Source organism: Dyadobacter sp. (assembly GCF_039919315.1).
In the GTDB taxonomy this organism is placed as follows: domain Bacteria; phylum Bacteroidota; class Bacteroidia; order Cytophagales; family Spirosomataceae; genus Dyadobacter.
Map to the genome: position 1 here is coordinate 138,402 of NZ_JBDSFX010000089.1, position 26,135 is coordinate 164,536.

Here is a 26,135-nt window from a genome sequence, read left to right on the forward strand (position 1 = left end):
ATGGCTTTACTACTCTTCATATAGTGCATCTACTAAGTCCTGCAATATTTTACCTTCATATGTCAGGTCGTAATTAACGTCAAACCCATTTTTCTGCAATTCCTCCTCCGCGGCACACTAGTTGTCCACATTGATATTTTAGTGTAGTGGGGTTGTCGAAGAAGCTTCCTGGATTTGGGAAGCTTCCCTGTTTTTTGGGTTACTTCGCTCGGAACGTATACGAATATTCCTCGATCGCCAATGTGTCTGTTTGGGTGAGAGAATTGACATATTTTTCATCAAATTCATTGAACACTTTACCCGCATTAACTGATCGGTATAGACGCTCAATTCCAAAATAATAGTCAAAACCCTTATGGGCCTTCACCAACTTATAATTGAAAACACGTATTTCGATTTCTGAATAATTTCCATATCCAACCATCATATTTTGAACTGCATATTTACCGTCATAACGGGGCCCTCCCAATTCACTACGGTACTTATTCATATTACCAATCAAACGAAAGTATTCTAACGATTGGTAACTTGGTTTGACAGAAGTAAAAAGAAATTGGTGTTGGGTTCTTGTCACTGCAACTTTTTCGTTTCCGTCATTAATCGAGGCGGTATCAGCTGAGAAAAAACGAAGCTTATCGCTGCCTGAAACAGCATGTGGACTTACTCCAAATTCTTTATCTCCCGCAATAAAACTATCTATAACATCCTTGTCCTTAACTTCCATTTTATTAATAAATAGACGGATAGAAATCTTATTTACTTTAACAATGTTGAGCTCTGCTGGAAATTTTGATGCTGAAATTATGTCCTTGTTTTTGCAGGCTGCCAGAAGGACTGAAAGGAAGAATATTAAATAAAGTTTCATATCTAGCACGTGGTTTTTTAAGTGATATCGGACCTTAGCTTCACTCCCTGCCTTAGGCAACTTTGCTGATAAAAATCCAGGAAAAAAAAGAGTACTAGAGTTGACTCCGAACCTGAGGCCAACTCCAATTATGATGTATTATTGACGGGGATACCGGTCAAATTGCAAACTGAGGCGGGTGTGCCGATCATGTTTTCGCGATCATCGCAACACTTATTACATTACTCCAACTGAAACTATACGAAGACCAACTGGTCAAGGAAGGGGTAAATGCAGTTTTTTTCTCCATAAAATAACCTCATAGAAAAAGCTAAATGAAAAAATATTTCTAACACTCATTTAGACGTAGCTTTTGAAAAAGGTTACCACGCTTTTATTATTCGGTGGATATCAATTATTTAACGGTTAAAGTAACAGATCTTTCCATGTTGAACAATGTGTAAAATCAGCAACATAGTGAAAGACATACGATCAAAATAGCAAATCACTAGACACAAAAACTTTTCGATTTCATTGTTTCAAATAAGTTATTTTGTAAAGTATTGATAAAGACCTCTTTGAAAAATAAAGTTTAAATTAGTCAATAAAAAACATAATATTATTTACAAAATGTTTCAGAATAGGTGCATATTTGAAAACTCCCTTGGGACTTTCCGGGGGGTAAGTTGTCCAATTTTCATCACATAACACTTATTTTACGAACTGATCTATTTTTTTGCGATTGCCTGTCTTTTGGTTGGCTGCTACCTTCTAACGCCTTGTGGCTGGGCATGTACCGAAGCGCAATTCAATGCGACTTATTCTTACTACAAAAACGAATGTGTATCCAATGCGCAATGTGATTTCGCTTGTTCTTTCAATCCTTGCGCCTTGGCTTATATGGCATCAGCCGTGGCCGCATGCACGGAGTGTGGTTCAGCTAATGCCTAATCCAAACAAATGATTCACCAATAGACATTTGAATTATGAGATCAACATTCATAGTCATATTGGCTGGCATACTGCTCGTAGTTACTGGTTGTTACATATTAATCAATAATCTGAGCCCAGCTTTCGGGAAAATTTTGATGGTACTTGGGGTTATGGTTGAAATCTTTGCGATTGTGCAGTTTTTTCATGGTCGCCCAAATCCCAAGAGCAATGCGCAGCACAAGAGATAGCTGCTTCGGATACATTGAACTAGTCTATGTGTTTTAACCGCTGGCGCGATTCATACAGCTAACCGCTATATGGATCGCGCTAGCGGTTTTTGAAGGTAATGGCCGTTTGATGTGTGTTGAAATGAAGGCTAGTTCAAGCCCTGTCAGAGGATGTTACAGAATATCTCCCCATTTGTTTCCATTTAGACATAGCTTCTGAAAAAGGTAACAACGGGGTAGGTTTATTTGAAAATACCTTTTGATAAAAAGATATTACCGTTGGTATCAAGCATTGTTTTGGGGAACAGTTCCTGTATATCTTTACAAATAGTGATTTTTTATCTCTTGCCAATTAATTCAGCGAGGGTTAGCGACTCTTTTTTCATAGTACTAGAACAAATCATCCAAATTTTGCGTCCATGAAGAAAATTCTAAAAAAGGTTATTAAGTTTATTTATAGTTCTACACTGTTTGATCTTTTCTTGACTCCTTTTGTATTTATCGCGGCGCTCTTGTTTTGGATGGTCCGAAGAATTGGTTTCAAGCATTTGAAGATGACCAAGCGTGTATTGTTGAAAGTTGGGGTTATTCCGATCAGGAACCATTACTATGAGCCGCTTTTCGATGCTAAAAATTTAAGCAAACCGTTGTCAGATGAGCGCGATTTGCCAGGAATCGTGTGGAATACCGAAGAGCAGTTACAGATACTGGACTCATTCAACTATGCTGATGAATTCACGCCCATACCGGATGAGTATCAGGATGATCTGATCTTTAACTTCGACAATGGGTCCTTTATAGCGGGTGATGCCGAGTATTTATATAATATCATCCGGCTCAGAAAACCGAAACGGATTGTCGAGATAGGCAGCGGTAACTCCACCAAAATTGCGAGACTTGCCGTTCTTGCAAATAAAAGAGAATCTGCATTATACCATTGCGAGCATTTGTGTATAGAACCATATGAAATGCAATGGCTTGAAAAGCTGGGCATTGAGATTATTAGAAAGAAGGTAGAAGATAATAATCAACACATATTCGATAAGCTCGAAGCCGGAGACCTGCTTTTTATTGACTCCAGCCACATGATCAGGCCGCAAGGAGATGTCCTTTATGAATTTCTGGAATTACTTCCAACTTTGAAAAAAGGCGTAATTGTGCATATCCATGACATATTCTCACCGAGGGATTACCTCGAAAGCTGGGTTACCGGCGAGATAAGGCTTTGGAATGAGCAATATTTACTAGAGGCATTCCTGACTTCCAATAGTGATTGGAAAATCATAGGGTCAGTAAATTTTCTCCGGCATAATCATTACGACAAGCTAAAAGCCAAGTGCCCGCGACTGACGAAAGATTCGGAACCAGGGTCTTTCTATATAGAAAAGATCAATTGAACACATTGACACAAAGCGTCAATTTATAGCAATGCACGCACGAAGGACAGTTTTCAATTCGCATCCATAAAAATACCCCCAGTAAGCAACTGACTTTCTGGGGGTATTTTTATGAGCCATTATTGTTTTTTAAAACTCTGCACTCTTCGGATATCTCGGGAATGGAATCACGTCCCTAATGTTACCCATGCCTGTGACGAATAACACCAAACGTTCAAAACCAAGACCAAAGCCGGAATGGGGCGATGTACCGAACTTGCGGGTTTCGAGGTACCACCAGATCGTCTGAGGATCAATGCCTACTTCGTGGACCCTTTCAAGCAATTTGTCGTAGTTATCTTCACGCTGGCTTCCTCCGATGATCTCGCCGATGCCGGGGAAAAGTACATCCATGGCGCGAACCGTTTTTCCGTCTTCGTCCAATTTCATGTAGAATGACTTGATCTCTCTCGGATAGTTGGTCAGGATAACCGGTTTTTTGAAATGTTTTTCTACCAAATAACGCTCATGCTCGCTGGAAAGGTCGATTCCCCAGCCAACAGGATACTGGAATTTCTTCTCCTTATGTGGTTTTGATTTCAATAAAATATCAATGGCCTCTGTATAAGTCAGACGTTCGAAAGGATTGTCTACCACAAAACTCAGTTTTTCCAATAATGGAATCGAACGCTCATTTTGAGGTTTGTTTTTGTCTTCTTCGGCCAGCCTGTTTTGGAGGAAATTTAAGTCATCCTTGCAGTTTTCCAGCGCATAGCCGATCACTGTTTTTACAAAATCCTCAGCCAGGTCCATATTGTCTTCCAGCTCGAAAAAAGCCATTTCCGGCTCTATCATCCAGAACTCTGCAAGGTGACGGGTCGTATTGGAATTCTCGGCACGGAAAGTCGGGCCGAATGTATATATCTTGGAAAGGGCCATGGCACCCAGTTCACCTTCCAGCTGTCCTGAAACCGTTAGATTAGCCTCACGTCCAAAAAAGTCTTCTTTAAAATTGATCGCTCCTTCATCAGTTCTCGGTAATTTATTGAGATCCAATGTCGTAACCCGGAACATTTCACCCGCACCCTCCGCATCCGAAGCGGTAATGATCGGCGTATGCAGGTAGAAAAAACCCTTATCGTTAAAATATTGATGAACCGCAAAAGCCAGTGTGTGACGAATGCGCAGAATCGCACTGAAAGTGTTGGTACGCGGACGCAAATGTGCGATTTCACGAAGAAATTCCAGTGAATGCTTTTTAGGCTGCAACGGATACGCATCGGGATCAGCGGTACCGTAAACCAGAATATCCTCTATTTTGACCTCCACTGACTGCCCGGAACCCAATGATTCAACAAGCTTTCCAGTGATTTTGAGACATGATCCGGTAGTAACAGTTTGCAGCAGCTCCGCAGAAAACTGACCTGGCTCAGCAACTGCCTGTATATTATGGATGGTGGAACCGTCATTCAACGCGATAAAAATTGCGTTTTTGCTTTCTCTTTTCGTCCTCACCCAGCCTTTGATGACAACAGATTGTTGCTCAGGAGCGGTTTGTAGTATTTCTTTGATTTGCAACGGTCCCATTTTCTTGTCAATTCAATCTTTAAATTTTTCTGAAAGCTTCTCCGATCCGGTTTTACGAATGAGGCGCAAAATTACAAATTACCCTACGAAAACCTATTCTGAAAGCGGAACTTACTTTTCTGTGCGGCATACAGGTTGTACAGTCTGGTTTTCAGCTTAATTTTGCATTCTAATCCTGATCAACGACTTTCCGTTTTGAACAATAGACTCGCAATCGCTTTATCTGTAGTTTTTCATCCACTGATCATTACTACTTATCTTTTTGCCCTCTTGTTTTTGCTCTCTCCCGATTTGGTTGGCGTCAGTGCATTTGAGTTGCCGGCGTTAGGAAGTTTATTGCTTTTACTGTTCCTGAACACATTTATTGCGCCTACTCTGATCATTTATTATTTTCAAAAAATGGGTGTGATCAGTTCCTTGCATGTAGACGATTTGGCGGAGCGGAAGCTGCCGTACCTGGCTTGTGTGATCATTTATGCATTGGCAACCTATTTATTTGGCTGGCAGTTAAAGCCCATTGGTGAGCTTGCTCCGCAAATTTCAATCATCCTCGGAAGTGTCACAGTTTCCCTGATCCTGGTGATGGGTATCAGCCTTTTTTGGAAAATAAGTGCCCATGCAACTTCTATTGGCGGTACGATCGGAATGCTTTCTGGGCTAATGATGCGGTTTGATGAAGCCGTTTTGTTCATTCCGCTGGTTATTACGATTCTGCTGGGCGGCTGGCTGCTGAGTGCGCGGCTACAACTGAATGCACATACGCCACCGCAGATTTTGGGCGGATTTGTTTGCGGGATACTGGTGAGTAGTATGACGGTTTATTTTTTCTTTTGATACAAACGCTTCATAATCATGTATCAGCATATCATTTTCGGGGTGACCGACGGCGTGGCAACCATTACATTAAATCGCCCTCAGGTGTATCACGCATTGAACCCTGCGCTGATCCTGGAGATAACCCTGGCTGTTCAGGAAGCTGCAAATGACGATGCTGTGCGGGTAGTTGTGATCACGGGCGAAGGTGCCAAGGCGTTTTGTTCCGGTGCCGACCTCAAAGATGTGGCTGCGTCAGGCAAAACGGCCGGAGAGATTTTGAGAGAATATTATAATCCCATGATACAGGCTATCCGCAATATTCCCAAACCGGTGATTTGCCGTTTGAATGGGTTGGCGGTAGGTGCGGGATGCTCGCTGGTGCTGGCTTGTGATATGGTCATTGCCAGTGAAGATGCTTATTTAAGTTTACTATTCGTTCAAATCGGCTTAATGCCCGATGCTGGCGCCACATTTTTTCTACCCAGACTGATCGGTATGGCCAAAGCATTTGAGCTGTCGTCGACAGGTCGCAAAGTGTACGCATTAGAAGCCGCGAGAATAGGACTGATCAGCAAAGCAGTTCCACCGATTGAGCTGGACAGAGAAGTGAATCAGGTAGTAGCCTATTACCGTTCCGCGCCGACGATGGCGATTGGAGCAATGAAGCAGGTTTTTAACCAATCCTTTTATAGTAATCTCGAAGAAATGCAGGAATTAGAACTGCAAAACCAGGAAAAACTCTTCCAAAGCCACGATGCCAGCGAAGGAATTTCAGCATTTCTTCAAAAGAAAACGCCTGATTTTCAGGGTAAATGAACGTTGGGGAAACTTTTTCCGATATTTTTATAACGCATAGTTTGCTCTAAATAGCCTCATTCACTATCTTTGCAGTCCAATTCAGAAATGGATTGGGAAAATAAAAGGTTGCGTAGCTCAATTGGATAGAGCACCTGACTACGGATCAGGAGGTTTGGGGTTCGAATCCCTACGTGACCACTTAGTTCAATATTAAAAAGTATTAAAAGGCCTGTAAATCAATGATTTACGGGCCTTTTTGTTTGTCAAAAAACACCAAAAAATACAGGTTTTCGCAGTGTTTTGGTGAGCATTTGGTGAGCATGCAAAAGGGGCAAAAAAAGTGCTCACCGGAATCGCTGTAAATGGCTGTCTTATACCTGTTTACGGCGTAAACATCTTGATTTTTGGGCGGTTGCAATCGTAGTTTCATCAACCATTAAAACAGATTGCTATGTTGACAAACAGGTTTTCGATGCTTTTTTATCTTAAGAAAAGAAGCAATTACGTATCCGGCCCGCTGCCGATTTACATCCGGGTTTCGATTGGAAGTGAGAGGTTTGAGTTGGCTACCAAGCGGGAGTGTGAGCCGGAAAAGTGGAATGCAGGCTCGGGCAGGAAGAGCGGCACGCGTGAGGACACCCGATTGCTCAATGCTTACCTTGACACCTTCCAAGCAAAAGTGTATGAGGCGCACCGGCAACTAATGGCCACAGGTAACGAAATTACCATTGAGGCCTTAAAAGCCTTGGTGACGGGAGTTGCTGAGAAGAAGATCATGTTTCTTGAACAGTTCGCCAAGCACAATGCACGGCTTATCGAATTGAAAGGAACCGACTATGCGCATGGCACCATTTTGCGGTATAATACTTCTTACCAGCACGCGAAGGACTTCATCAAATGGAAATTCAAATCAGAGGACATTGATATTGAAAAACTGAATTACGAATTTATTACTGACTTTGAGTTTTGGCTTAAAACCCAAAAGAAGTGTGGGCATAACACCACGATGCGTTATTTGGGCTACTGCAAGAAAATTGTCCTCGGTCTGATTAAAATGGGATTATTGCCCAGAGATCCATTCTTTGGATACAAGGTGCACAAGAAAGAAACGAACCGCGCAGCGCTTACAGAAAAGGAACTTAAAGTGATAGCCAATAAAAAATTTCCATCAGCCCGGCTGTCTCAGGTGCGGGACATTTTCCTTTTCAGCTGCTACACCGGGCTATCCTATGTAGATGTGCAGAAACTCACCCGTTCGGAAATTACGATTGGCCAGGATGGCGAGCAATGGCTGATTATCAACCGGCAGAAAACTGATTCTCAATCCAGAGTATTACTCTTGCCCGTGCCTTTGCAGAGAATCGCTAAATACGAACACGAGCCGCAATGCGAGGTTACGGGCAAACTCCTCCCGGTTTCCAGCAATCAGAAAATGAATGCTTATTTGAAAGAGATTGCTGCCGTTTGTGGGATTGATCGAAATATTTCGTTCCACATTGCCAGACATACATTCGCCACGACGGTTACGCTCTCAAACGAGATGTGTTTCCTGGTTGATGTTCTTCAATGTTGTTCTTGATATACTGTTCGGTTATATAGCGAGAATTTTTGCAGGAAATTTGTGATAGAAGAATAGAGGCAAGGGCACATGCAAGGAAAATTGTTTCATACAGTTAGTAAGGTAATTTATAACTGCGCAAGCTGAATTGAATTTCCTTCGAATCAAAGCGATTAAGGGATGCAATTAGCCACATTACCTTATATGGCACTGGCCGTGGCTTAGTAAAATTGTTACACAAGCAAAAATTTCGGGGCCTACATAAGGTGTTTTCTAAATTATATCCCTTTATTGACCATATTATTACCCTATTCATCTCAATTTTTTCCTGCGGTCGCAAAAACCCGTGCGACCAGTCATTATTGTATCATGAGAAACTTCCTTTCCCTATTCCTGACTTTAAGTATTTTATCTCTTTCTACTATTTGTAAATCTCAGGTGAACGAAATCGGTCATTATTTCGAATCGACAGGATTTATACAAGACATTGATTATGAACGGAAAGAGTTGATTGTAAACTTTCCAACACCCCAGGGAATCTTTGAAGAAACAGTATTATTAACGGATCCCAAGACAAACGCACTTTGTAAGGGCATTACAAATGTAAACGTTCTTCGTTCGGGAATGGAAGTTAAGATTATCGGCGATAAACTGCCGAAACGCAATCTAATTGTTGCTAATGTTATTTTGATCAAGGATCTACCTAAAAAATTGAATGTGGAAAAGGGCAGGATCGATGACATTGCTGACGATTATGCGGTCATTGATGGAAATAAAGTCAAAATGAAAGCAGGAGCCAAGATTATTGGTGATAAAAAGACACTCTATAAAGGCAAGTCTTTTGGCAGTTTTAGAGAACTGATGTTAGGAGATTTTGTGGATGTAGATGGAAGCTACGATCCCAAAGGATTCATATCAGCAACTGAGGTGCGGGTTTCTCCGGACCTGGACACTGAGCTTGATAAAGAAAAACGACAGATTGGGCAGCGTTCTTACCACAACGTCAACTACAACGACTGGATAGATCCGGTCAAAAGAAAGGCTTTTTTGGGAGGAGAATATGGTGGACGAAAAATTGCCAACAGCACCGGTCTGCAGACCTATATACAGGACCTGGGATCAAAAATGGTACCTGATTTTGTCAAGGATAAAATTCAATTCATGTTTATGGTGCTGGTTGACCCAGAATGGAACGCCTTCGCCAGACCTGATGGGCTTGTAGTGGTCTATACCGGCCTATTGGAAAAAATGGAGAACGAGGCTCAGCTCGCGGCGATCATTGGACACGAAATCACACATGCAATCTACGAGCATAGCGCTAACAAAACAGTGGAAACGCAGAAGATTGCCAGCAGGACGAGTTCCAACACGCAAATGATCAAAGGAGCAGCTAACCTTTCGAAACTATTTGCTGACTGGGTTACAGTTCCCAATGCCAAAGTTGCCAATATGAAGCTTGCACCTGCTACGAAACGAAAGTTGAAAATGAACATTGACTCGCTATCCAAGAGTTTTGCAACATACACTTATGTCAAAAGTAAAAGTAACGAATCCAAATATTCAATTGAAAATGAATCACAGAGCGACAGGGTAGGGCTTTATTTATTGGTAAAGAATGGATACGATCCGAGAGAGGCCATGAAGGTTTGGAAAAACAGCTTCAACGATTCAGAAGGTAACCCGGCATTAGTCAATCCAAACGGTCAGGCTGCTTCCGAAGTGAGCTCATTTTCAAATGCCTTTGCGCGGTACAGGAAAGTCCCGACTCCATCAGACATTGGTATCTATTTCTTCAAAAATAAATTTAACAGGCAAACAATGGATTTGTACAAACAATCTGTTGGTCGCAACGGATCAATAAAAAGCCATCCAGACGATATCAAACGTTTTGAGAACCAGAACAGGAGCTTGAATCTATATTATTCTGATCCTGCCATTATTTCCAGGTCTGTAACCAAAGAAAAAGAATTCCGGGACGTTTTACAAACTGCAAATCAAGAAATGGCGCTTGCTGAAAAGCTGCTGGAAGAAAAAATTATGCGTGAAAATAAGCGCCTGGCTGATCTCAATAAGGCATACAATCTTGCTCATAAAAAGCTCACTGCTGAGGTGAGAGCCAAACAGGTTGCTATACTGAATTTCAAAGATTTTAAAGTGAATCCTTATTTGAAACTGACGGACATCCTTCCAAAATCAAAATGTGAAGTATCTGGGCTGAAACCGCTCCTAGGCGAGCTTTATGAGGCAAACAATGTCCAATTTATGAGCTTCGTTTCAGATTTTAAAGCAGGAAATGTTGCGCCAAACAAAAAAAACATAATGTTTGCCCTGAATTATTGTACTGAAAAAGAGTTCAACAGATTTATGATAGAGGTAGCCGCAGGTTTTCAGGTTTGTGACACTGAATTATTAAAGTCAGTAAAAGGACTAATCGAAAGTGGAGATGTAAAACAGATACTTTCACCAAATAAGGATGATTGTTTGGAAGTTTATGAATATCTCGAAAACCTAAATCGAACGGATAAAAAGTAATATTGGATTTACATTCTAGACCATGAGAGCTATCGCATTAATCGTTCTCTGCGTCACTGTCGCAAACCGACCTACCGATCCCCAACCAACCTCTCCAACCGCCCCATCATCTCATCCTTCTCCTTCAACATCCGCTCATACAATGCAATTTTCTCCTCGTGCAACTGAATGAGTTTATCAATGGGATTATTATGATAAGTTTCGACTGAATTTGCGACAAATGAACCGCTGTGAAATGTATTTGAGATAATGTTCATAGCCTTTTCCTCATCAAAATTCCGAATCGCCTCCGCAGGGATTTTAAGAATAGCCGAAACCTGCTCCAATAGGTTAGAATCGATCTTCTCCCTCTGTTCAAGTAAAGATATCTTCTGCTGGTTCCAGTCTTCGCCGAGCTCAAACGCAAGGTGGTCTTGCTTAATTCCGAGCATTTCGCGGAAACGTTTCAAATTACGGCCTTCGTGGATCTTGGGGTTGGAGGTAGTGGGTGTCATACAAAGTGCTATTTCGTTGAAAAGGCAATTTATATAAATCCGCCGGGAAGTTTCCGGATAATTTACAGGCATTGCGATGTAAGTTACAAAATCCCCTAACCCAAAAAGCTCGCTCGGAAGCCCGACGGTGACTCACCCGTTTTAGTTTGAAACAGCCTGCTGAAATAAGCCGGGTCGTTATAACCAAGGTCGTAGGCGATTTCCTTTGCAGTGAGGGAAGTATGTACCAGCAACCGTTTTGCTTCCAGTATGATCCGGTTTTTAATCACCTCGTTGGGCTGTGGCAGCCGCAGACGGTTGAATTTGTGAGTGATCGTTTTCGGCGCCATGCATAGGAAATCTGCATAATCGGCGACGGTGTGCTTGGATTTATAATGCTCTTCCACCAGTCGGGTAAACTTGCGGAAAAATTCCAGATCGCTTTGCTGTTCGGTCACTGCATTGTCCAAATGCTGCCTTTTCCAGGAGCGGGTTGCGCGGATTAGTAGTTGTTTGAGATAGGTCCGTACCATTTCTTCCAGCGAGCTATCTTTGAGTTGAAACTCCTGGATCATTTCTTTAAATAAGCCTCCCAAAAAAGCGATCTCTTTTTCCGAAAGCTCGACTTTGGGCATGTTTCGAATGTTGTTGAAAAGCAGCCCATCGCAAGCAACTTCCTGATCATGAATTTGAATGCAGTAAAAATCACGATTATAGAAAATGAAATAGCCGCTTTCTTCGCCAGCTTCTTCCAGTTCCAGATATTGATTAGGGCTGATAAAGAAAAGGGTTGGCTGCTGCGTGTCGTAGCAGGCAAAATCTACCCTAAGTTTGTAGCCGGCCGGTAAATAAAGGATCTTAATGTATTGTTTGTAATCGGGTCCGTTGATGGCGTCTGTCTGCGCCTGACTTACATGCAGTAATCCCAATGTCTTTAAATTATTGTTGAAAACCGTCGTACTCATGGCTATATACGCTGAATGTTGGTAATGTCTTTTGGTTTAAAATCGGAGAAAGTCCCTGTGAAGCGTCGGCAGCTGCACAGGGACCCTAGGGTAATTACTTCCTTGCAAATTTTTCGAGTTCGGAGTTAAATTTATCCATTTCTTCAATGAATAACCCGTGTCCGCCTTTCTCAAATTTCACGATATATGAACCCTTGATCGCTTTGTTCAACTGTTCAGCCTGTGAGAAATCACATAACTTGTCATTTACACCATGGAATATCGCGACGGGCATTTTGATTTTCACCAGCTCAGGACGCAGATCCAGATCCCGCAATGCTGAAATGGCCTGTGTAGTAGCGTATGGTGATGCATTCAGGTTAATGTTTTCCAGCCATTTCATAGATTCTGGTGAAAGTCCGCCTTCTTGTCCCTGAAATGCTTTCCCGAAACCTGCCACCAGTTGCTCCCGATTGGTCTTAGTCTGTTTGATCAAATCGGCTGCGCCCTGGTCGGTGATGCCGTAAGGATAGCCTTCGCGTTGTTTCCATGATGGGCCGGTTGCACCGAAGACGGCCAGTTTACTGATATGCGCCCCATTGTATTTAGTCACGTAGTGAAGCACCACGGCACTGCCCATTGAAAAGCCACCAAGCGTCGCATTCTCAATTTTCAGTTTTTCCAAAACCACTTTAATGTCGTCTGAGAATGTGTCGAAATCATATTTTCCGAAAGGTCTGTCTGATTTTCCAAAACCGCGAAGGGAAATACCGATTACCCTGAACCCTTTTTCAACCAGATACTGGTATTGATATTCATACATTTCATTGTTCAACGGCCATCCGTGAATGAGTACCACGGGTTGTCCTTCGCCAAGGTCAATGACGTGCAGCTTAACATTTTTTTCAACTTCAATGTATTCTTCTCTTCCTGCGGATGCTGGCTTGCGGGTTTGCGCAAATAGGAGTTGGCTTTGGATAAGTGTGAAGATCAATCCGATGGTCAATGCAATGGTTTTCATTAGAGTAGTAAGTTTGGATTTTTGAGTTAATCAACTAACCGTTAGCTGATTGTCGTTGTGTTTTGACATTGCAAAGTTGGCCCGGAAAGCAGCGCGGAAGAATGGATAAAAGTCAATGCGGCTTGTACATTTTTCCCGACCTGAGAATTTATTTCGCGTAGAAGGTCGAAAGTTGCTCCAATCTCGGTTTAACCAGCACATTTTTCATCGGCTCGAACCTGGCCAGCTCAACATGGTCTTTGGTGACAACAATATAAAACGGCTGGCTTAATTTGGAAGTAAGATGATAGATCGTTGCAAGCTCGGCGATATCCTCAGACCAGGCTGCCATTCCATATAAAGATGGAAAAGGTGTCTTCGCGAGCTTTGCATAAATTTCCGGCGCCAGGCTGATCGGTACCTGCTTCCCACTTCGAAAGCGGGTTTGTTCGAGCAGCGAGTCAATGTATGGGTCGGCAGGTATATTGCTTAGGCGCCAAATGTCTTTTGTAAATGTCGTCGGTCCCACGACCGCATTTGCTTCGGCGGTATGCGGGGTAATTTCTGTCACTAAGTCGACAATGTGCGTAGCCTCGTGCATGAGCACGTAAATCATGGCATTCATCTCGCCGCCTTCCACGCGCACGTTGTAATTAGAATCAGCTTCTTGCTTGTAACAGGTTTTTTCTTTCCAGGTCGCCCATTGGGAAATGTTTTCGTCCAGCAAGCTTGCCCGAAAAGTAATGTTGAACATTTTTGTCGCGCCGCCCGTATCAACCGGTGAAGTCAATGCCGTGTTCGGCATGTTATCCATGAAGCTGATGCTCTGCAAATGCTGTTTTAAAATTCGCTGATGTAATGGTGGCAAAAGGGCAAAAGCATTGCTTACTTTTTTATTTTCAGCTGGCGTCAATTTATGATTAACGGGCTTCATGCCCGCTTCGCGAAAACTTTTGAAAACACTTTCAGGTGCAATTCTGATCCGTTTAGACGGGTCAGAATTGCTATTTAAGTTCTGCTTTTGTGCGAAGATTAATGTTGGGAAAGACCACATTAATACTATTAAGAGTGTGAATGTCAGCCCTGATTTTATGATCATATTTACTTTGGATATTAAATTACAACTCACTTTTCACCCGGTAATCTTTAAGGAACTGATCAATGTGTCCTCCAATTCCAGGTGATACTGCATCACGGAAGGACTGCCGGGAAATGTGCCAGTTACTTCGACGGTGAGCTCGCCCTTTGAGCCTGTTTGATTGAAATCAATTGGTTTTAATTGCATTTGATACTTTTCAGTCGTCTGCTGATTCCAAGCCTTAATTTCGTCTCTTCCAGAATAGGACGAGCCTTCGTCGGCCACGGTTGCGTCAGCAGTGAAATATTCAGCAAATGTTGTGCTGTCTTGGTTGTTTTGCGCCTGAATGAGGCCTTCGATGGTGTTTGGAAGTTTCATGATAATGTAAGTTTTATGTTGATTAAAATGGTTTTTGTTTCAATAATTGTTTTGGTTAATGCCTGCTTATATCGTCGGAATTGTACCGCCGTCGATCACGAATTCGGTGCCCGTAAGGTAAGCAGCTCTGGGTGAAACCAGGAAGCCAACCAGCTCGGCCACTTCTTCCGGCCAGGCCGCTCTGCCGAACGGAATCCCCCCCAGCGCATTCATGACGCTGTTCTCAGCTTCTTCTTTTGTGCCGCCTGAGCTTTCTGCAATGCGATCCATCATTCTGCCAGATGCGGAGGTCATGATCCAGCCGGGTGAAACGGTGAGCACGCGCACGCCTTTCGGTGCAACTTCATTGGATAGACTTTTGCTGTAATTAACCAATGCTGCCTTAGCCGCCGCGTAGGGGAGGGTGGAGTCATACAAAGGCAACTTTGCCTGGATAGATCCGATATGAATAATAACGCCTTCGTGTCGCTCGATCATTCCCGGCAGGAAACCACGATCGAGTCTCACGGGTGCGAGCAGATTGGTCTGAAATGAGGATTCCCAATCATCGTCCGACAGCACCGCAAAACCGCCGCCGGGCGTTTCCGAGCCACCCATATTATTGATCAGAATGTCCAGACGGCCGAATTTGTTTGTGATTTCTTCAACCACTTTCTGTGTTCCGTCAGGTTTGCTTAAATCTGCCGCTATGAAATGAGTGCCGTTATTTTCTTCTTCCGGCTTGTTTCTGGCTGTAATGATCACTGTTGCGCCGGCTTTCAAAAGGCGGTCTGTGATGGCCTTGCCAGCTCCCTTAGTGCCCCCGGTTACCAGTGCAACTTTACCTGCTATTTCGTTTTCAAAATTAAAATCCATGACCTTTTTGATTTGTTTAGGACAAATTTCAGCACTATGCTACTTCCTGACAAGTAGGGATTTACGATTCAGATAGGGATAAATTTATCCCTATTGAACTGCTAAACGCATATGGTTATATTTGCATCATGTATGAAAGAAAGACATTGCCCGACCTCAACTGCGGGCTCGACCTGGTCGGAGAAGTGCTTTACGGCAAATGGAAAATGAGGCTTTTGTGGTTCATCAACCAAGGCTTCCAACGACCCAGCGAGCTGCAAAGAAAAATCCCCGGTGCCTCCCGACGTGTGCTGAATGTGCAATTGAAAGAATTGGAAAACCACGAGCTGATTGGCAAAGTGATCTACCCGGTTGTTCCGCCAAAAGTCGAATACTATCTCACCGATTTTGGAAAATCATTGATTCCCGTGATCGGCGCAATCGGCGAATGGGGCGACCAGCATGACCAGCGTTTGCGGACGCTCATTGAAAGAACATTTGCCAGGCAAGCTGACTCGAATATTATCATTGACGAGTAGTAATTTTTGATATAAACAAAAACTGCCGTGAGTTTCCCCACGACAGTTTCAGATTTATTAAGTTAAGCAAGAAAGCACGATTGGGCAGTTCGGCCTTCGACATCGGGGATATTGCTGGAATCAGCACATCCCTGACAAGCTTCCATCAGGATTTTCTTCATTTCCACAACCAGACCGGGAATCGGATTATCACTGGTGTTGGTTAATCCAAGCGAACCATTGGTCGTCAATGCGCCGATCGTCTGTTCCATTTCTTTCCCTGATCGAACCATTGGCCCATACAGCGATCCTAGTTTTAATATTCCAAAATCGGTTTTATATGTGACTTTGCCCAGATTAGTAACCATAATATGATGGTTGAATGCTTGTTTCAATGCATCAATCATCAGTTGCATATCATTATGACCAAAGACAATGTCCCTGAAAGACGATAAATAGGACAAAAGTCGAGCAGTCATGCACGTTTCGTTATCTATGGTGTGCTTCCTGCTTTGATATTTAACTTTGAACTGATTACTTCCTTTTTTGCAGCAGAAACAGTCTAATGTCCGGCCTCAGTTAAAAGCGGTGACTTAGCCTTTTCAATGATCATCTTTCTAAATGCCGATTTTAATGGAATGAGTAAACTCATCTCTATGACCACTTATCTACAAAACCACACCAGATTCTAAGATTACCCTACCGGCTACTCACACCTTGAAAAAAGAATTTTTGCGCTAATTACCTTGCATTGTCAGTTAACAGATCACGTTATGCGCAATCTTTACTTTTTGATTTTGTTCGCCTTTCTTCTAGCCATTCCGATTGCACGGGCTCAGGAGAAACAATCGACCAAGATTTTGACGGTTTCGGGAGGACTTAATGCTTACGCGGGGTTTTATACATCAAATGGCATTGCGCCGCGCAATCAACGGACACCGTTTGGACTTAGCGGAGCGGTCACACTTAATCTCCCTGGCGGCATCAGTTTGCCGTTTTCTGCTGTTCTGGGGAATCAAGGATCGGGTTTTCGTCAGCCGTTTAATCAATTCGGTGTTAGTCCGTCGTATAAATGGGCCACCGTCCATGCGGGATATCGTAACGTATCATTCTCACCGTTCACGCTCGCCGGACATACATTTTTAGGCGGCGGAATGGAGCTCAATCCGGGGTTGCTTCGCATTGGTGCGGTGTATGGAAGGTTCAATCGCGCCAGCTCTTCCACCATCGCCGATCCCAATATTATCCCGTCATTCAAGCGCACGGGCTATGCCGTAAAACTGGGTTATGGCAAACCGAATAACTATGTGGATATGGTCATGCTGCGCGCAAAAGATGACACGAGTTCCATTGCTGGAATACCTTCTACACCCGAGCAAAGTGTTACTGCCGCTGAAAATCTGGTTGTGGGCGTTACTTCGCGATTGCTTTTGGTGAAGCATTTTTTGGTGGAGCTGGACGCCGCCGCCAGTTCTTACACGCGCGACTTGCAGGCGTCAGAGGTAAGTGCGCAGGGCAAAAATCCTTTAGTTAAATTGTTCGGAAATCTGATCACGCCGCGCCTTTCAACACAGCTTACCCAGGCAACGCAGGCCGCAGTGGGGTATCAGGCCAAATGGGGCTCGGTGAAAGTGCAGTACAAACGCATTGATCCGAATTTTCAGACAATGGGCGCTTATTATTTCCAGAGCGACATTGAAAGTTATACCGTTGCCACGTCATTGAATTTCTTAAAAGGAAAAGCCCGGATGTCAGGAAGTTATGGGCGACAGTTTGACAATTTGGCCAACAATAAAAATGCGGGGACAGGTCGGTCCATTGGTTCACTGATGATATCGGTCAACCCTGATCCGGTTTTTGGTTTTGATATTTCGCTTTCCAACTACGGTTTAAGCCAAAAAGCAGGAATAAGGCCGCTGATCGACACATTGCGGATTGCGCAAAACAATTTGTCTGCTACCGTCAATACCCGCTATTCTATTTTTAACACCAGCCTGTCGCACATATTTACACTCACTGCCACACATCAGCAGCTGTCCGACCTGAATGAAAGGACAGCTTCCCAAACTGAAAACAACAACCAAAATTTCAATTTCGGTTATTTCTTGCAGCAAAACCAGAGCGGTTTCGGGCTCAATTTAATGCTATCATACACCCAGACCAGTCTGCCGGCAGCCGTTCCACCATTGGAAAATTCCAAAGTAAAATTCTACGGCCCGACGCTCGGTACGAACTATACATTCTTTAAAAAGAAAATGAACACTTCGGCCAATGTATCCTATCTCGTCAACCAGCAATTTGGTGTGACGGGAAAAGTAATGACCGTTTCAGCCAATGCCGGGTACCAGATCGCCAAGAAGCAATCATTGAGCCTGTCGCTCGGTTACCTGAATTCCAACACGGGCATTCAAACAGAAAAATTCAACGAACTCAGAGGAAATATAGGATATGGAATTTCTTTCTAACATATACAGCGCCATTATCAACAGGCTATTTCGTCCGTTCGTTTTAGGATCAATATTGCTGGTTTTAATGGTAACGTTTAATGCGGCTGCCCAAAATTTGTCCGTACGTATAACGACGAACGTTTTGCCGCCATATAGTCCCTACATTCAGGATTATCCTGGAACGGGCAACCGTGTTCAGGTTTTTATTTCTAATCTTTCTGGCAAAGAGTTGAATATCAGGCTACTGGGCAAACTGGAAGGCGATAATGGTGTGATCATACAAACTTCGCCGAATTATCGTCCGTTAATGCCCCTGACATTGCGCGCCACAGATGTTAACAGGCTGATCACAAGATCTGAACTGGAACAATTGTTTGATTTGAATCAGATTGAAGTTCAGGGTATGAGTAAAGATCTGCTTTACAGAGGACTTCCTTTGCCGGAAGGCAATTACCAGCTTTGTGTACAGGCTTTTGAAAACGCTACCTTGCGTCCGTTGTCGGCAGAATTTCCAATGGGATGCAGCGGCCTGATCCCTGTCCGCATTATAGAACCACCCATCCTGATTTCACCTTTCAGCAATGAAGAAATAGCCATGCGGACACCGCAAACGCAGTTATTTACATGGTCAGCGCCCGTCGGGGTTTTGCCTAATCAGGTAGAATATAGCATCCGCATCGTTGAGCTGCCCGAAACCAATACAGACCCGAATGTTTACATTGATGCTATGGTTTTGCCAAGATCGGGCGTTGAAGTTAATAACCTGAAAACAACGACATTACTTTACGGGCCTCAATATCCTCCGCTGCAACAAGGCAAACGTTACGCATGGCGCGTCCAGGCGAAACCTACCGGTCAGAAACTGAACTTCCTGAATGACGGTAAAAGCCCTGTGCAGGCATTTACTTATGGCACAACACAAGTGCTTCCGGGGCTTGAATATATCGCCATGACTTCCCCAAATCAAAGTGGTGCTTTGCGAACAAAAAGTATGCAGGTAGGGAACAACAATCCTCTGACATTTACCTGGGAGCTGGATAAGGAGTTTGAGGCAAAGCTACGCAAAGCTTATAATTCGGTTCCTCGTAATCAAAAATCTATTCTGGATTATGTAAATGCGCTTAATTATAAAATCAAAATCAAAACAATATCCGCCAAGGCCACGGATCAACCCATTCTTGAACGCCAGGTTAGAACGCCATACTTCCAAATCGAGAAGGAAGACCTGCCCGCCAGTATGACGATGGACAAAAAATATGAAGTGTCCGTTGAACTACTGGGCGTATCGGACCTGATACGTAAACAAGCACAGTTGCCTGATGAGGCTTTTGCTTCAAAGTCAGTTGCATTTTCATTATTTGCAAAGGACTTGGGCAGCGCGAAAGACACATTAACGATCACTGGTATTTTAGCATTCAAATACCCAGGCGAGGCCGGAGAGGCTCATATTTTGCCAAATACAAAAGTACAGTTATCAAAAGTGGTAGAAGCTGCGGCTTTTACACTGCCCGGAAATATGGGTAACACCTCCGATCAGTCCAAATCCCTTTCTAAATCAGCAAATGCGCAAAAAACTACATTTTCGACTTCTATTGTGGAGTACGGAGTGTCGGATGGAATGGGACGATATACCATTAAGGTACTAAAATCGGCACTGTTCAATTCCGACGCTTTGCAAACGTTTACACGTTGCGTGATAGATCCGGTCAACCCGTTTATTCAACCCATCGCGAGCTCGGTAACCTATCAGAGCAGCACTGAAAATACTTTTCAATTATCCCGCAATGAGCAGGGAACTTATAAAGTAGAAGGTATCACCTGGCTCGCCTCCGGCTATACGCTGGACTTGACAGCCAAACAAACTTATAAAAACTGGCCTGGTGCGCCAGATGCAAAACTGAGCGGCCAACATGTAGTGATATATCGTAAAAAGGGCGGTGATTATGAAAAATTCAGGCTTCCGGTCGAAGGACAGGTGGAAAAGAAGAAGACATCGCTAACCGCTGTATGGGATGGTAAAATTCAAGCCAATTCTTTGGCTTCAAATCCTTCCAATACCGGAGAAAACGCCAGCACTAATCCCATTGACAAAATCAAAAGCGAGCTCAAATCTGCTGGCTATGATTTCATTGGCATGGCCCAGTTAAAAGCCAATGCGGATGCTTACTCCGCCACTTTTGAAAGACTGGTATATGCTGATAAATCATACGATAACTACCGCGTTTACTGTCCGGGCTGTGGGCAAACACCTGATGACGGTCAGGCTATTATCTTTTTAAATAAGAAAGAAACATTACTGCCCACTCCCGCTAAAATTGAAAAAGCCACTTTCAATATAGAAACCACCGAGCCGCCGACGATGACTTTTAAGGGTAAGTTGGCATATCAATTTGCAGATTTGGGCAAAGATGGGGCGACAGCGAGGCCACTTGCCAATACCAAGGTTACATTACAGGTGGTTTATCGCAATGAAGAAACGGGAGAGGTGAGTACTTTCAATCATAGCCTGAGCAACGAGATAAGTAAATTTCACGAAGGATATGATGCGATTCTCGATACAAAAACGACGGGTTCGGACGGTTCATTTGAATTCAAGGTGAAGATGACAAAACCAATGGAAATGGGGCAACTTACCAAATCCATAGGAACACCAGGAGAGTTTGGTTTTAAACCGACCGTGTTCAAACGCACCATCCGGGTAGTGGTAGAAAATGAATATTATGCCAGCCCGGTAGCGGATTTCGACGGTGAAATGACGCCTCAGGGCTCTTTTGACTTTCTAACCGTTATAGCCAAAGTGAAGAGTTACAGCCTGTTGGTACAAATGAAGTCGGACACAACAGCCATTCAAAAGGCTGGGTACAAACAGAATTTGTTCGGAATAAGGATTTCCGTGTTACGATCTCTAAACCAGAAAATTCCTGCACCAGGAGCAAATATGCGTCCACCTGCGGACGAAGGTTCCGGGGTTCAAACGATTAAGAATATGAATGGTCAATCATTCAGAGAGATTGCTTCGGGCAAATCAGATGTAAATGGGATGATTAGTTTTCCGAGAATGGTCATGGCCAAAGTGGCGAACGACTTATATTTTATTGCAACCGAGCAGGCAGTTGACGGACTGAATAATTACAAATTGGTTTCCCTGAAAAGGATTACTACCAATGAGTCGTGGTTGGGAAAATATGAAACTGATGTGAGCAAACTAAGTGATGATCAGATCAAGACCTCAGACAAAATTGGCCCTGATGGGAAAAAGAAAACCATTACAGGGGGCGCAGCCATTAATTGCCGGACGACCTATCAATTTAGATTCCCGGCAGACGGCGGAGGAACAGATCTAACCAAATTACTCTATCTGGACGTGCCGGAAGATGCCATTAAGATTGCAGAATATTCCAAGTACAAGGATTGGTTCCGAATCGCAGGACAAGACTGTCAAAAAGCCGACAAGTATTGGATCAGAGATGAAATACAAGATTCACCTATCAACAAGATTGTGTTGTTGAACACGGATTTGCTATCAGGTGCTAACAATGGAACCGGCATTTCCATAGGTACTGCTTCCGAAAATGCAACTAATATCATCTTTGCGGATCAATACGAATGGTTCAAGTCAGATGTGGTCCAACGCTATTTGCAACCAGGCCAGCCAACTGTCAACATACGGGTCGTTGACAAATCGGACCCAACAAAAGGGATTAAAAACGCCCTGGTATCCCTTACCTATGAACCCGGCGATGGCTCGACCAGCAACAGCAATAAGATGACCGACGAAAACGGCTGGATCACCACGCCTTTTGTATTAAAACCTGGCAAAAATGCCAAAGTGAAAATCGTTAAAGGCGGCTATAACTTCTATGTGGATGATACGCCCAAACTCACTATTCGCAACAAAAATGACACACCGCCGAGCTGCTCGGGATGTGAGAATTGTATATGCATAGGAGAGCTTATGCTTGGCCAAAACAGTTATTACCCCGCCGTTCTGATGGAGCCCAATACACATATTACGGGCAGGGCGATTGACTATGACGAGAAATTGGAAAAAGACTTGAAGCCAAAAACTGTTTCAGCTCAAAGTGCAATAAAACCTGCTGGTTTGGTAAATGGTAAAATAAACAGCGGCAAGACAACAAAACCATTGACCGACCTGACAACTATTGATCCAAGCAATGCAAACCAGACTGAGGCGGCACCAGAGCTGGGTGCGGGCCAAACGATGGAGGCCTATGTACAGGCCGACGACGGATATATCTTCAAAACGTTGTTCAATAACGGTATGTGGAGATTTGACATCGATGCGCCTTCGACTGCCAAAATGTTGAAAGTAATGCCTGTGAATATTAGTTATTTCAACGAAGAAAGGAATATAAAAACAGAGTTGCCAAAGCCAATCTCCGCGCCGAACGGCAGGTTTAATATCGATGCCGACGATATCAGTATATACCAGCGCGATCACCGGATTACATTCAAGATTTTTGAAAAAGGTCTGTCAGGAAAACCGGTACCGGGTGCACATGTCAAACTCTTTGGGAAAAGTGAGGCCGGTTTTATTTTTGGCCCCAGCGATTTAAATGGTATAGTCGACGCCAAGTTCAAAAATATATCGGTTGAGAACCTTTATGTTGACATAACAGCACCTGGCTTTATTACCCAGACATTGTCAGTAATGAACGAAGAAAGCAAAACACCAAAGCCAAAAATTGTCTTGCTCGAACCCGCTGCAACTGTCAATGGAATGGTCGTGATGAAATCGCCACAGGGCACAGACGTACCGGTTGAGGGCGCCAAGGTATTTGTTTCCTCTGGCACAAACGCCGTCGTCAAATACAGCACGGTATCCCGAAAAGACGGTTCGTTTTCTCTCGATGTTGACAAGCATCTCTCCAATTGCACCATTGAAGCAACTTATAACCCAAGCGAATCCCAAACATCCGGCCAATCATCGGCGACAACTTATGTCGGAACAAAAAGCGACCAGATCATGCCGCAGGCAAAAGGCCAGTCACTCAAACTGACTATATCCACCTTTGATAAATTCAGCATCACGTCGATATGGGGCTTTCCGGTCACGATTGAAAAGATGGATCCCAAAACGATGAAAGTAACAGGTGTTGTGGACCTGTCGGACCCAGGATTTGGGCCTTTCGGTTCCCTGGATAGCAAGCAACTAAAAGCACGTTTCGAAAACGTAGTGTTCAAAGCTAGCCCGGATAAGCCACAGGAAGGCATTCCGGCAAGTGAAACAGTGGAATTGGAACAGGGTATTATGAACAACCTGGTTTACCATACCACGCCCAATATGGACGTTAAAAATATCAGGTATAATATTAAACTCACATCGTTGGACGACCCGAATAAAGCAGGAAAATTAAAAATCACAAGAACTTCCGGCACCACCAAAGGCAAGATCATAGCACAAGCCCAGGTAATTGACAATTCATTCAATTTCTCGGCCAATCTGTTTAAATATTATGACAAAAACCAACTTTTCCTAAGTGACCCCAAAGTGCTGCAAGGCAAAACAGCAGTGGTGGCTTTTGACTCCGAAAAAAGCAATATCAAATGGACTGATTTTGGTATTTCACAAAGCGACGGAAAACCCGTGAAAATAAAATTGCTGGCGTTTGATGCGACCAGTAAATTGGAAGGGTCACGTTTATCGGGCGATGAGATTCACCTCAATCCGGTCGTGATCTGTGATGTAAAGAATGCCAACCCTTCGAAACTGGAAGTGAGCATTGGTGATCTGGTTATCAAGAATAATACCATTGACAAAAAATCAGGCGAAACACCGCTCACTTTCCCACTAGCAGGAAAATGGGGTGTTGAAATTCGCAACTGGGAACTGGATTATAAAAAGGGTGGGTTTTATGCTACTTCCGGCATAGTAAAAACGGGAAAAGTAGATATTCCTATTGGTGAATTCAACCTGAGAAATGACTTTTTTAAACTCGAACCCGACAAGAAAAATTTGCCATTGGAGCTGGCAGGGGTAGCCAAAATGCAATTGGGAGGAAAATCATACTTTGGATATAATGCCCAAACGGGTTCGGATATGGCAGGACATTGGTCCTATGTGGTAGTGCCGGATGGGAATTCTGCTGCCGCTACGCTTCCCGCTGGCTCACTGCCGGGTTTAACCGACGCGCTGGAATTTCAAACCGTGTCGCTACTGGACAACGGCGAGGATGTTGTAACTTTTGGCTCAGGGAATAAGTCGTTCAGGTTTTTCAATATCGTCGACATTCGCCCTACCACCATTGAAACGGGCCCTGACTGGTTTGCCTTCGACTCGGGATTATCGACCAAAATCCCCAATGCTCCCAAGGACGTTTCAATGCGGTTTATCTATTCAAAACCCAAAGGGACAAATGAGGTAAAACTCAAAACCATGGTTCCGGGAACCTACAAACTTGAAACCAGTGGCTATCTCAATTTTGAAGTATTGAATGATGTTGCAGCCGACAAGAGTCAGAACAAGGCCATATACTTTGGAGATGGAATCATCGCGATGCGTGGAAAGGTGGAAGAACCGGACAAGCTTTTGATTAATAACGTGTTGCTGGTTCACACCAAAGAAACAACGTATATCACACACAATCGCGACCTTGATATCACCACGTCGGCAAGTCTGTCGGATTTGAAAAACAAAAGGTTGAGCATTTACAGGACCGATGACGACGTCAGCAATAACACAGATTACACCAAGAACAAACTGAGCATGGCTCTGGAAGGTAACTCCAAATTGACACAACTGTTTTGCCACCAAAAAGTGAATGGTAATCAATGGGGTTTGATGACGTTTTCCGGTTTGCCCGGTGGTTTTAAGATGTTGGATGAAACATTTAAGGAAAAAGATATCAATGGGAAAGAAACAGGCAAAGTATTGGAAAATAGGCTTGCCTTTACTGCCCACGGTGAAATCATAGCGGACAAGCAAAAAATAGGTTTGGACGGAATAGACACGCCTTTGGGAGGGTTGAGTCTGGTATATGACATGAAGAATAGCCGGTTTACAGGTTCCGTTCAATTGACGGCACTCCCTGTTCCCCCCTGTATGATTTTTGAAAATGGGATGGCTCAGGTCAGGGTTGATGGTAATGGATTTTACATCGTAGCATCCGGAACATTGAAATATGTACCGCTTCTTGTGCCCGTTACCATGAAGGCAGGATTGATGCTGGGATATTACAATAGCAATGATCTTGCTGATGCAACAAGCGTATTATTCGGCAGCAGCCATAGAAAAAGCTTGCCATGTTCATTCAATACCGGCTTCAAGGGTGTGTATGCTACCGGAGAGATCCCGGTTCCATTTGCTGAGTTCAAAAGCGAGCTGTCAATCCCGGGAATAGGCGGCTATAACATAGGTCTGGACGCATATATTGACGCCTATGCATACGCTACCTATAAAGGAAATGGCGCTTTCGGCTTTGGTACTGGCATGGGCATTGGTGCACATGCCTATGCGTATGGAACAATCTTATCCTTCTCAGCGGGTGGTGAGGTGCATGTCAACGGAGGAATAGATACTGCTTTGGATGTCAATCTGAGTACAAAAACAATTGGGCTCAGTTTGGGCGCACACGTTGGCGCAGGAGTTTCAGTAACCTTGGAAGAAAATATAACTGGCATAAAGCATTCTGGGAGCGCCGATTTTTGCATAGGGGTCGGAGCCGCAGGCTCTTATACCATTGGTGGTAGCTTGGACATTTCACCGAGTTTCTCACCTAGCTTTTCTGTATGCCCTCAACCAGGATGTAGTACCAACGAATAAAATTCTTGA

17 protein-coding genes and 1 tRNA gene are annotated in these 26,135 nt (G+C 43.6%); 9 read left to right on the forward strand and 9 right to left on the reverse strand.

Annotated elements, in window-relative coordinates:
- Nucleotides 1–199: 199 nt before the first annotated feature.
- Nucleotides 200–865 (reverse strand): hypothetical protein, encoded by a 666-nt coding sequence (locus tag ABIO93_RS25050; RefSeq protein WP_348072739.1) that lies wholly within the window; start codon nt 863–865, stop codon nt 200–202.
- Nucleotides 866–2,423: 1,558 nt separating this feature from the next.
- Between ABIO93_RS25050 and ABIO93_RS25055 the strand changes: the two genes are divergently transcribed.
- Nucleotides 2,424–3,401 carry a class I SAM-dependent methyltransferase gene (locus ABIO93_RS25055; protein WP_348072740.1) on the forward strand — a complete coding sequence of 326 codons (978 nt, stop codon included), beginning with the start codon at nt 2,424–2,426 and terminating at the stop codon, nt 3,399–3,401.
- 129 nt (nt 3,402–3,530) lie between these two features.
- Here ABIO93_RS25055 and asnS read toward each other — a convergent pair whose 3' ends face one another.
- Entirely contained in the window at nt 3,531–4,967 is a 1,437-nt protein-coding gene (gene asnS, locus ABIO93_RS25060; protein WP_348072741.1) for an asparagine--tRNA ligase, read from the reverse strand.
- 195 nt (nt 4,968–5,162) lie between these two features.
- Between asnS and ABIO93_RS25065 the strand changes: the two genes are divergently transcribed.
- The 5 genes from ABIO93_RS25065 (at nt 5,163) to ABIO93_RS25085 (ending at nt 10,671) form a co-directional block, all read left to right on the forward strand.
- The gene (locus ABIO93_RS25065; RefSeq protein WP_348072742.1) at nt 5,163–5,801 is read left to right on the forward strand and encodes a hypothetical protein; all 639 of its coding nucleotides are present in this window, start codon (nt 5,163–5,165) and stop codon (nt 5,799–5,801) included.
- Nucleotides 5,802–5,819: 18 nt separating this feature from the next.
- Complete coding sequence (locus tag ABIO93_RS25070; RefSeq protein WP_348072743.1) at nt 5,820–6,599, forward strand: enoyl-CoA hydratase; 780 nt, start codon at nt 5,820–5,822, stop codon at nt 6,597–6,599.
- A gap of 106 nt (nt 6,600–6,705) precedes the next feature.
- Nucleotides 6,706–6,779, forward strand: a tRNA-Arg gene (locus ABIO93_RS25075).
- Between the two features lie 274 nt (nt 6,780–7,053).
- A complete protein-coding gene (locus tag ABIO93_RS25080) occupies nt 7,054–8,160 on the forward strand; it encodes a site-specific integrase (RefSeq protein WP_348072744.1) in 1,107 nt (368 codons plus the stop codon).
- Between the two features lie 348 nt (nt 8,161–8,508).
- On the forward strand, nt 8,509–10,671 hold the full coding sequence (locus tag ABIO93_RS25085; RefSeq protein ID WP_348072745.1) for a M48 family metalloprotease: 2,163 nt from the start codon (nt 8,509–8,511) through the stop codon (nt 10,669–10,671).
- Nucleotides 10,672–10,742: 71 nt separating this feature from the next.
- Here ABIO93_RS25085 and ABIO93_RS25090 read toward each other — a convergent pair whose 3' ends face one another.
- The 6 genes from ABIO93_RS25090 to ABIO93_RS25115 all read right to left on the reverse strand — a co-directional run bounded on the left by ABIO93_RS25090 (nt 10,743) and on the right by ABIO93_RS25115 (nt 15,399).
- Complete coding sequence (locus ABIO93_RS25090) at nt 10,743–11,165, reverse strand: helix-turn-helix transcriptional regulator (RefSeq protein WP_348072746.1); 423 nt, start codon at nt 11,163–11,165, stop codon at nt 10,743–10,745.
- 95 nt (nt 11,166–11,260) lie between these two features.
- Nucleotides 11,261–12,109 carry a helix-turn-helix domain-containing protein gene (locus ABIO93_RS25095; protein WP_348072747.1) on the reverse strand — a complete coding sequence of 283 codons (849 nt, stop codon included), beginning with the start codon at nt 12,107–12,109 and terminating at the stop codon, nt 11,261–11,263.
- Nucleotides 12,110–12,203: 94 nt separating this feature from the next.
- A complete protein-coding gene (locus ABIO93_RS25100; protein ID WP_348072748.1) occupies nt 12,204–13,109 on the reverse strand; it encodes an alpha/beta hydrolase in 906 nt (301 codons plus the stop codon).
- Between the two features lie 148 nt (nt 13,110–13,257).
- Nucleotides 13,258–14,187: a hypothetical protein gene (locus tag ABIO93_RS25105; RefSeq protein WP_348072749.1), complete on the reverse strand. Its 930-nt coding sequence runs from the start codon at nt 14,185–14,187 to the stop codon at nt 13,258–13,260.
- Nucleotides 14,188–14,220: 33 nt separating this feature from the next.
- Nucleotides 14,221–14,544: a nuclear transport factor 2 family protein gene (locus ABIO93_RS25110; RefSeq protein ID WP_348072750.1), complete on the reverse strand. Its 324-nt coding sequence runs from the start codon at nt 14,542–14,544 to the stop codon at nt 14,221–14,223.
- A 66-nt stretch (nt 14,545–14,610) separates the two neighbouring features.
- Nucleotides 14,611–15,399, reverse strand: a complete 789-nt coding sequence (locus ABIO93_RS25115) for an SDR family oxidoreductase (protein WP_348072751.1) — start codon at nt 15,397–15,399, stop codon at nt 14,611–14,613.
- Nucleotides 15,400–15,527: 128 nt separating this feature from the next.
- Between ABIO93_RS25115 and ABIO93_RS25120 the strand changes: the two genes are divergently transcribed.
- The gene (locus ABIO93_RS25120) at nt 15,528–15,917 is read left to right on the forward strand and encodes a helix-turn-helix domain-containing protein (RefSeq protein WP_348072752.1); all 390 of its coding nucleotides are present in this window, start codon (nt 15,528–15,530) and stop codon (nt 15,915–15,917) included.
- Between the two features lie 62 nt (nt 15,918–15,979).
- Here ABIO93_RS25120 and ABIO93_RS25125 read toward each other — a convergent pair whose 3' ends face one another.
- On the reverse strand, nt 15,980–16,375 hold the full coding sequence (locus ABIO93_RS25125) for a hypothetical protein (RefSeq protein ID WP_348072753.1): 396 nt from the start codon (nt 16,373–16,375) through the stop codon (nt 15,980–15,982).
- 294 nt (nt 16,376–16,669) lie between these two features.
- Between ABIO93_RS25125 and ABIO93_RS25130 the strand changes: the two genes are divergently transcribed.
- Together ABIO93_RS25130 and ABIO93_RS25135 are read left to right on the forward strand one after the other, a co-directional pair.
- Entirely contained in the window at nt 16,670–18,361 is a 1,692-nt protein-coding gene (locus ABIO93_RS25130) for a hypothetical protein (protein WP_348072754.1), read from the forward strand.
- Nucleotides 18,345–26,126 (forward strand): hypothetical protein, encoded by a 7,782-nt coding sequence (locus ABIO93_RS25135; RefSeq protein WP_348072755.1) that lies wholly within the window; start codon nt 18,345–18,347, stop codon nt 26,124–26,126. Before ABIO93_RS25130 ends, ABIO93_RS25135 begins: the two co-directional genes overlap by 17 nt.
- The last annotated feature ends 9 nt before the right edge of the window (nt 26,127–26,135 follow it).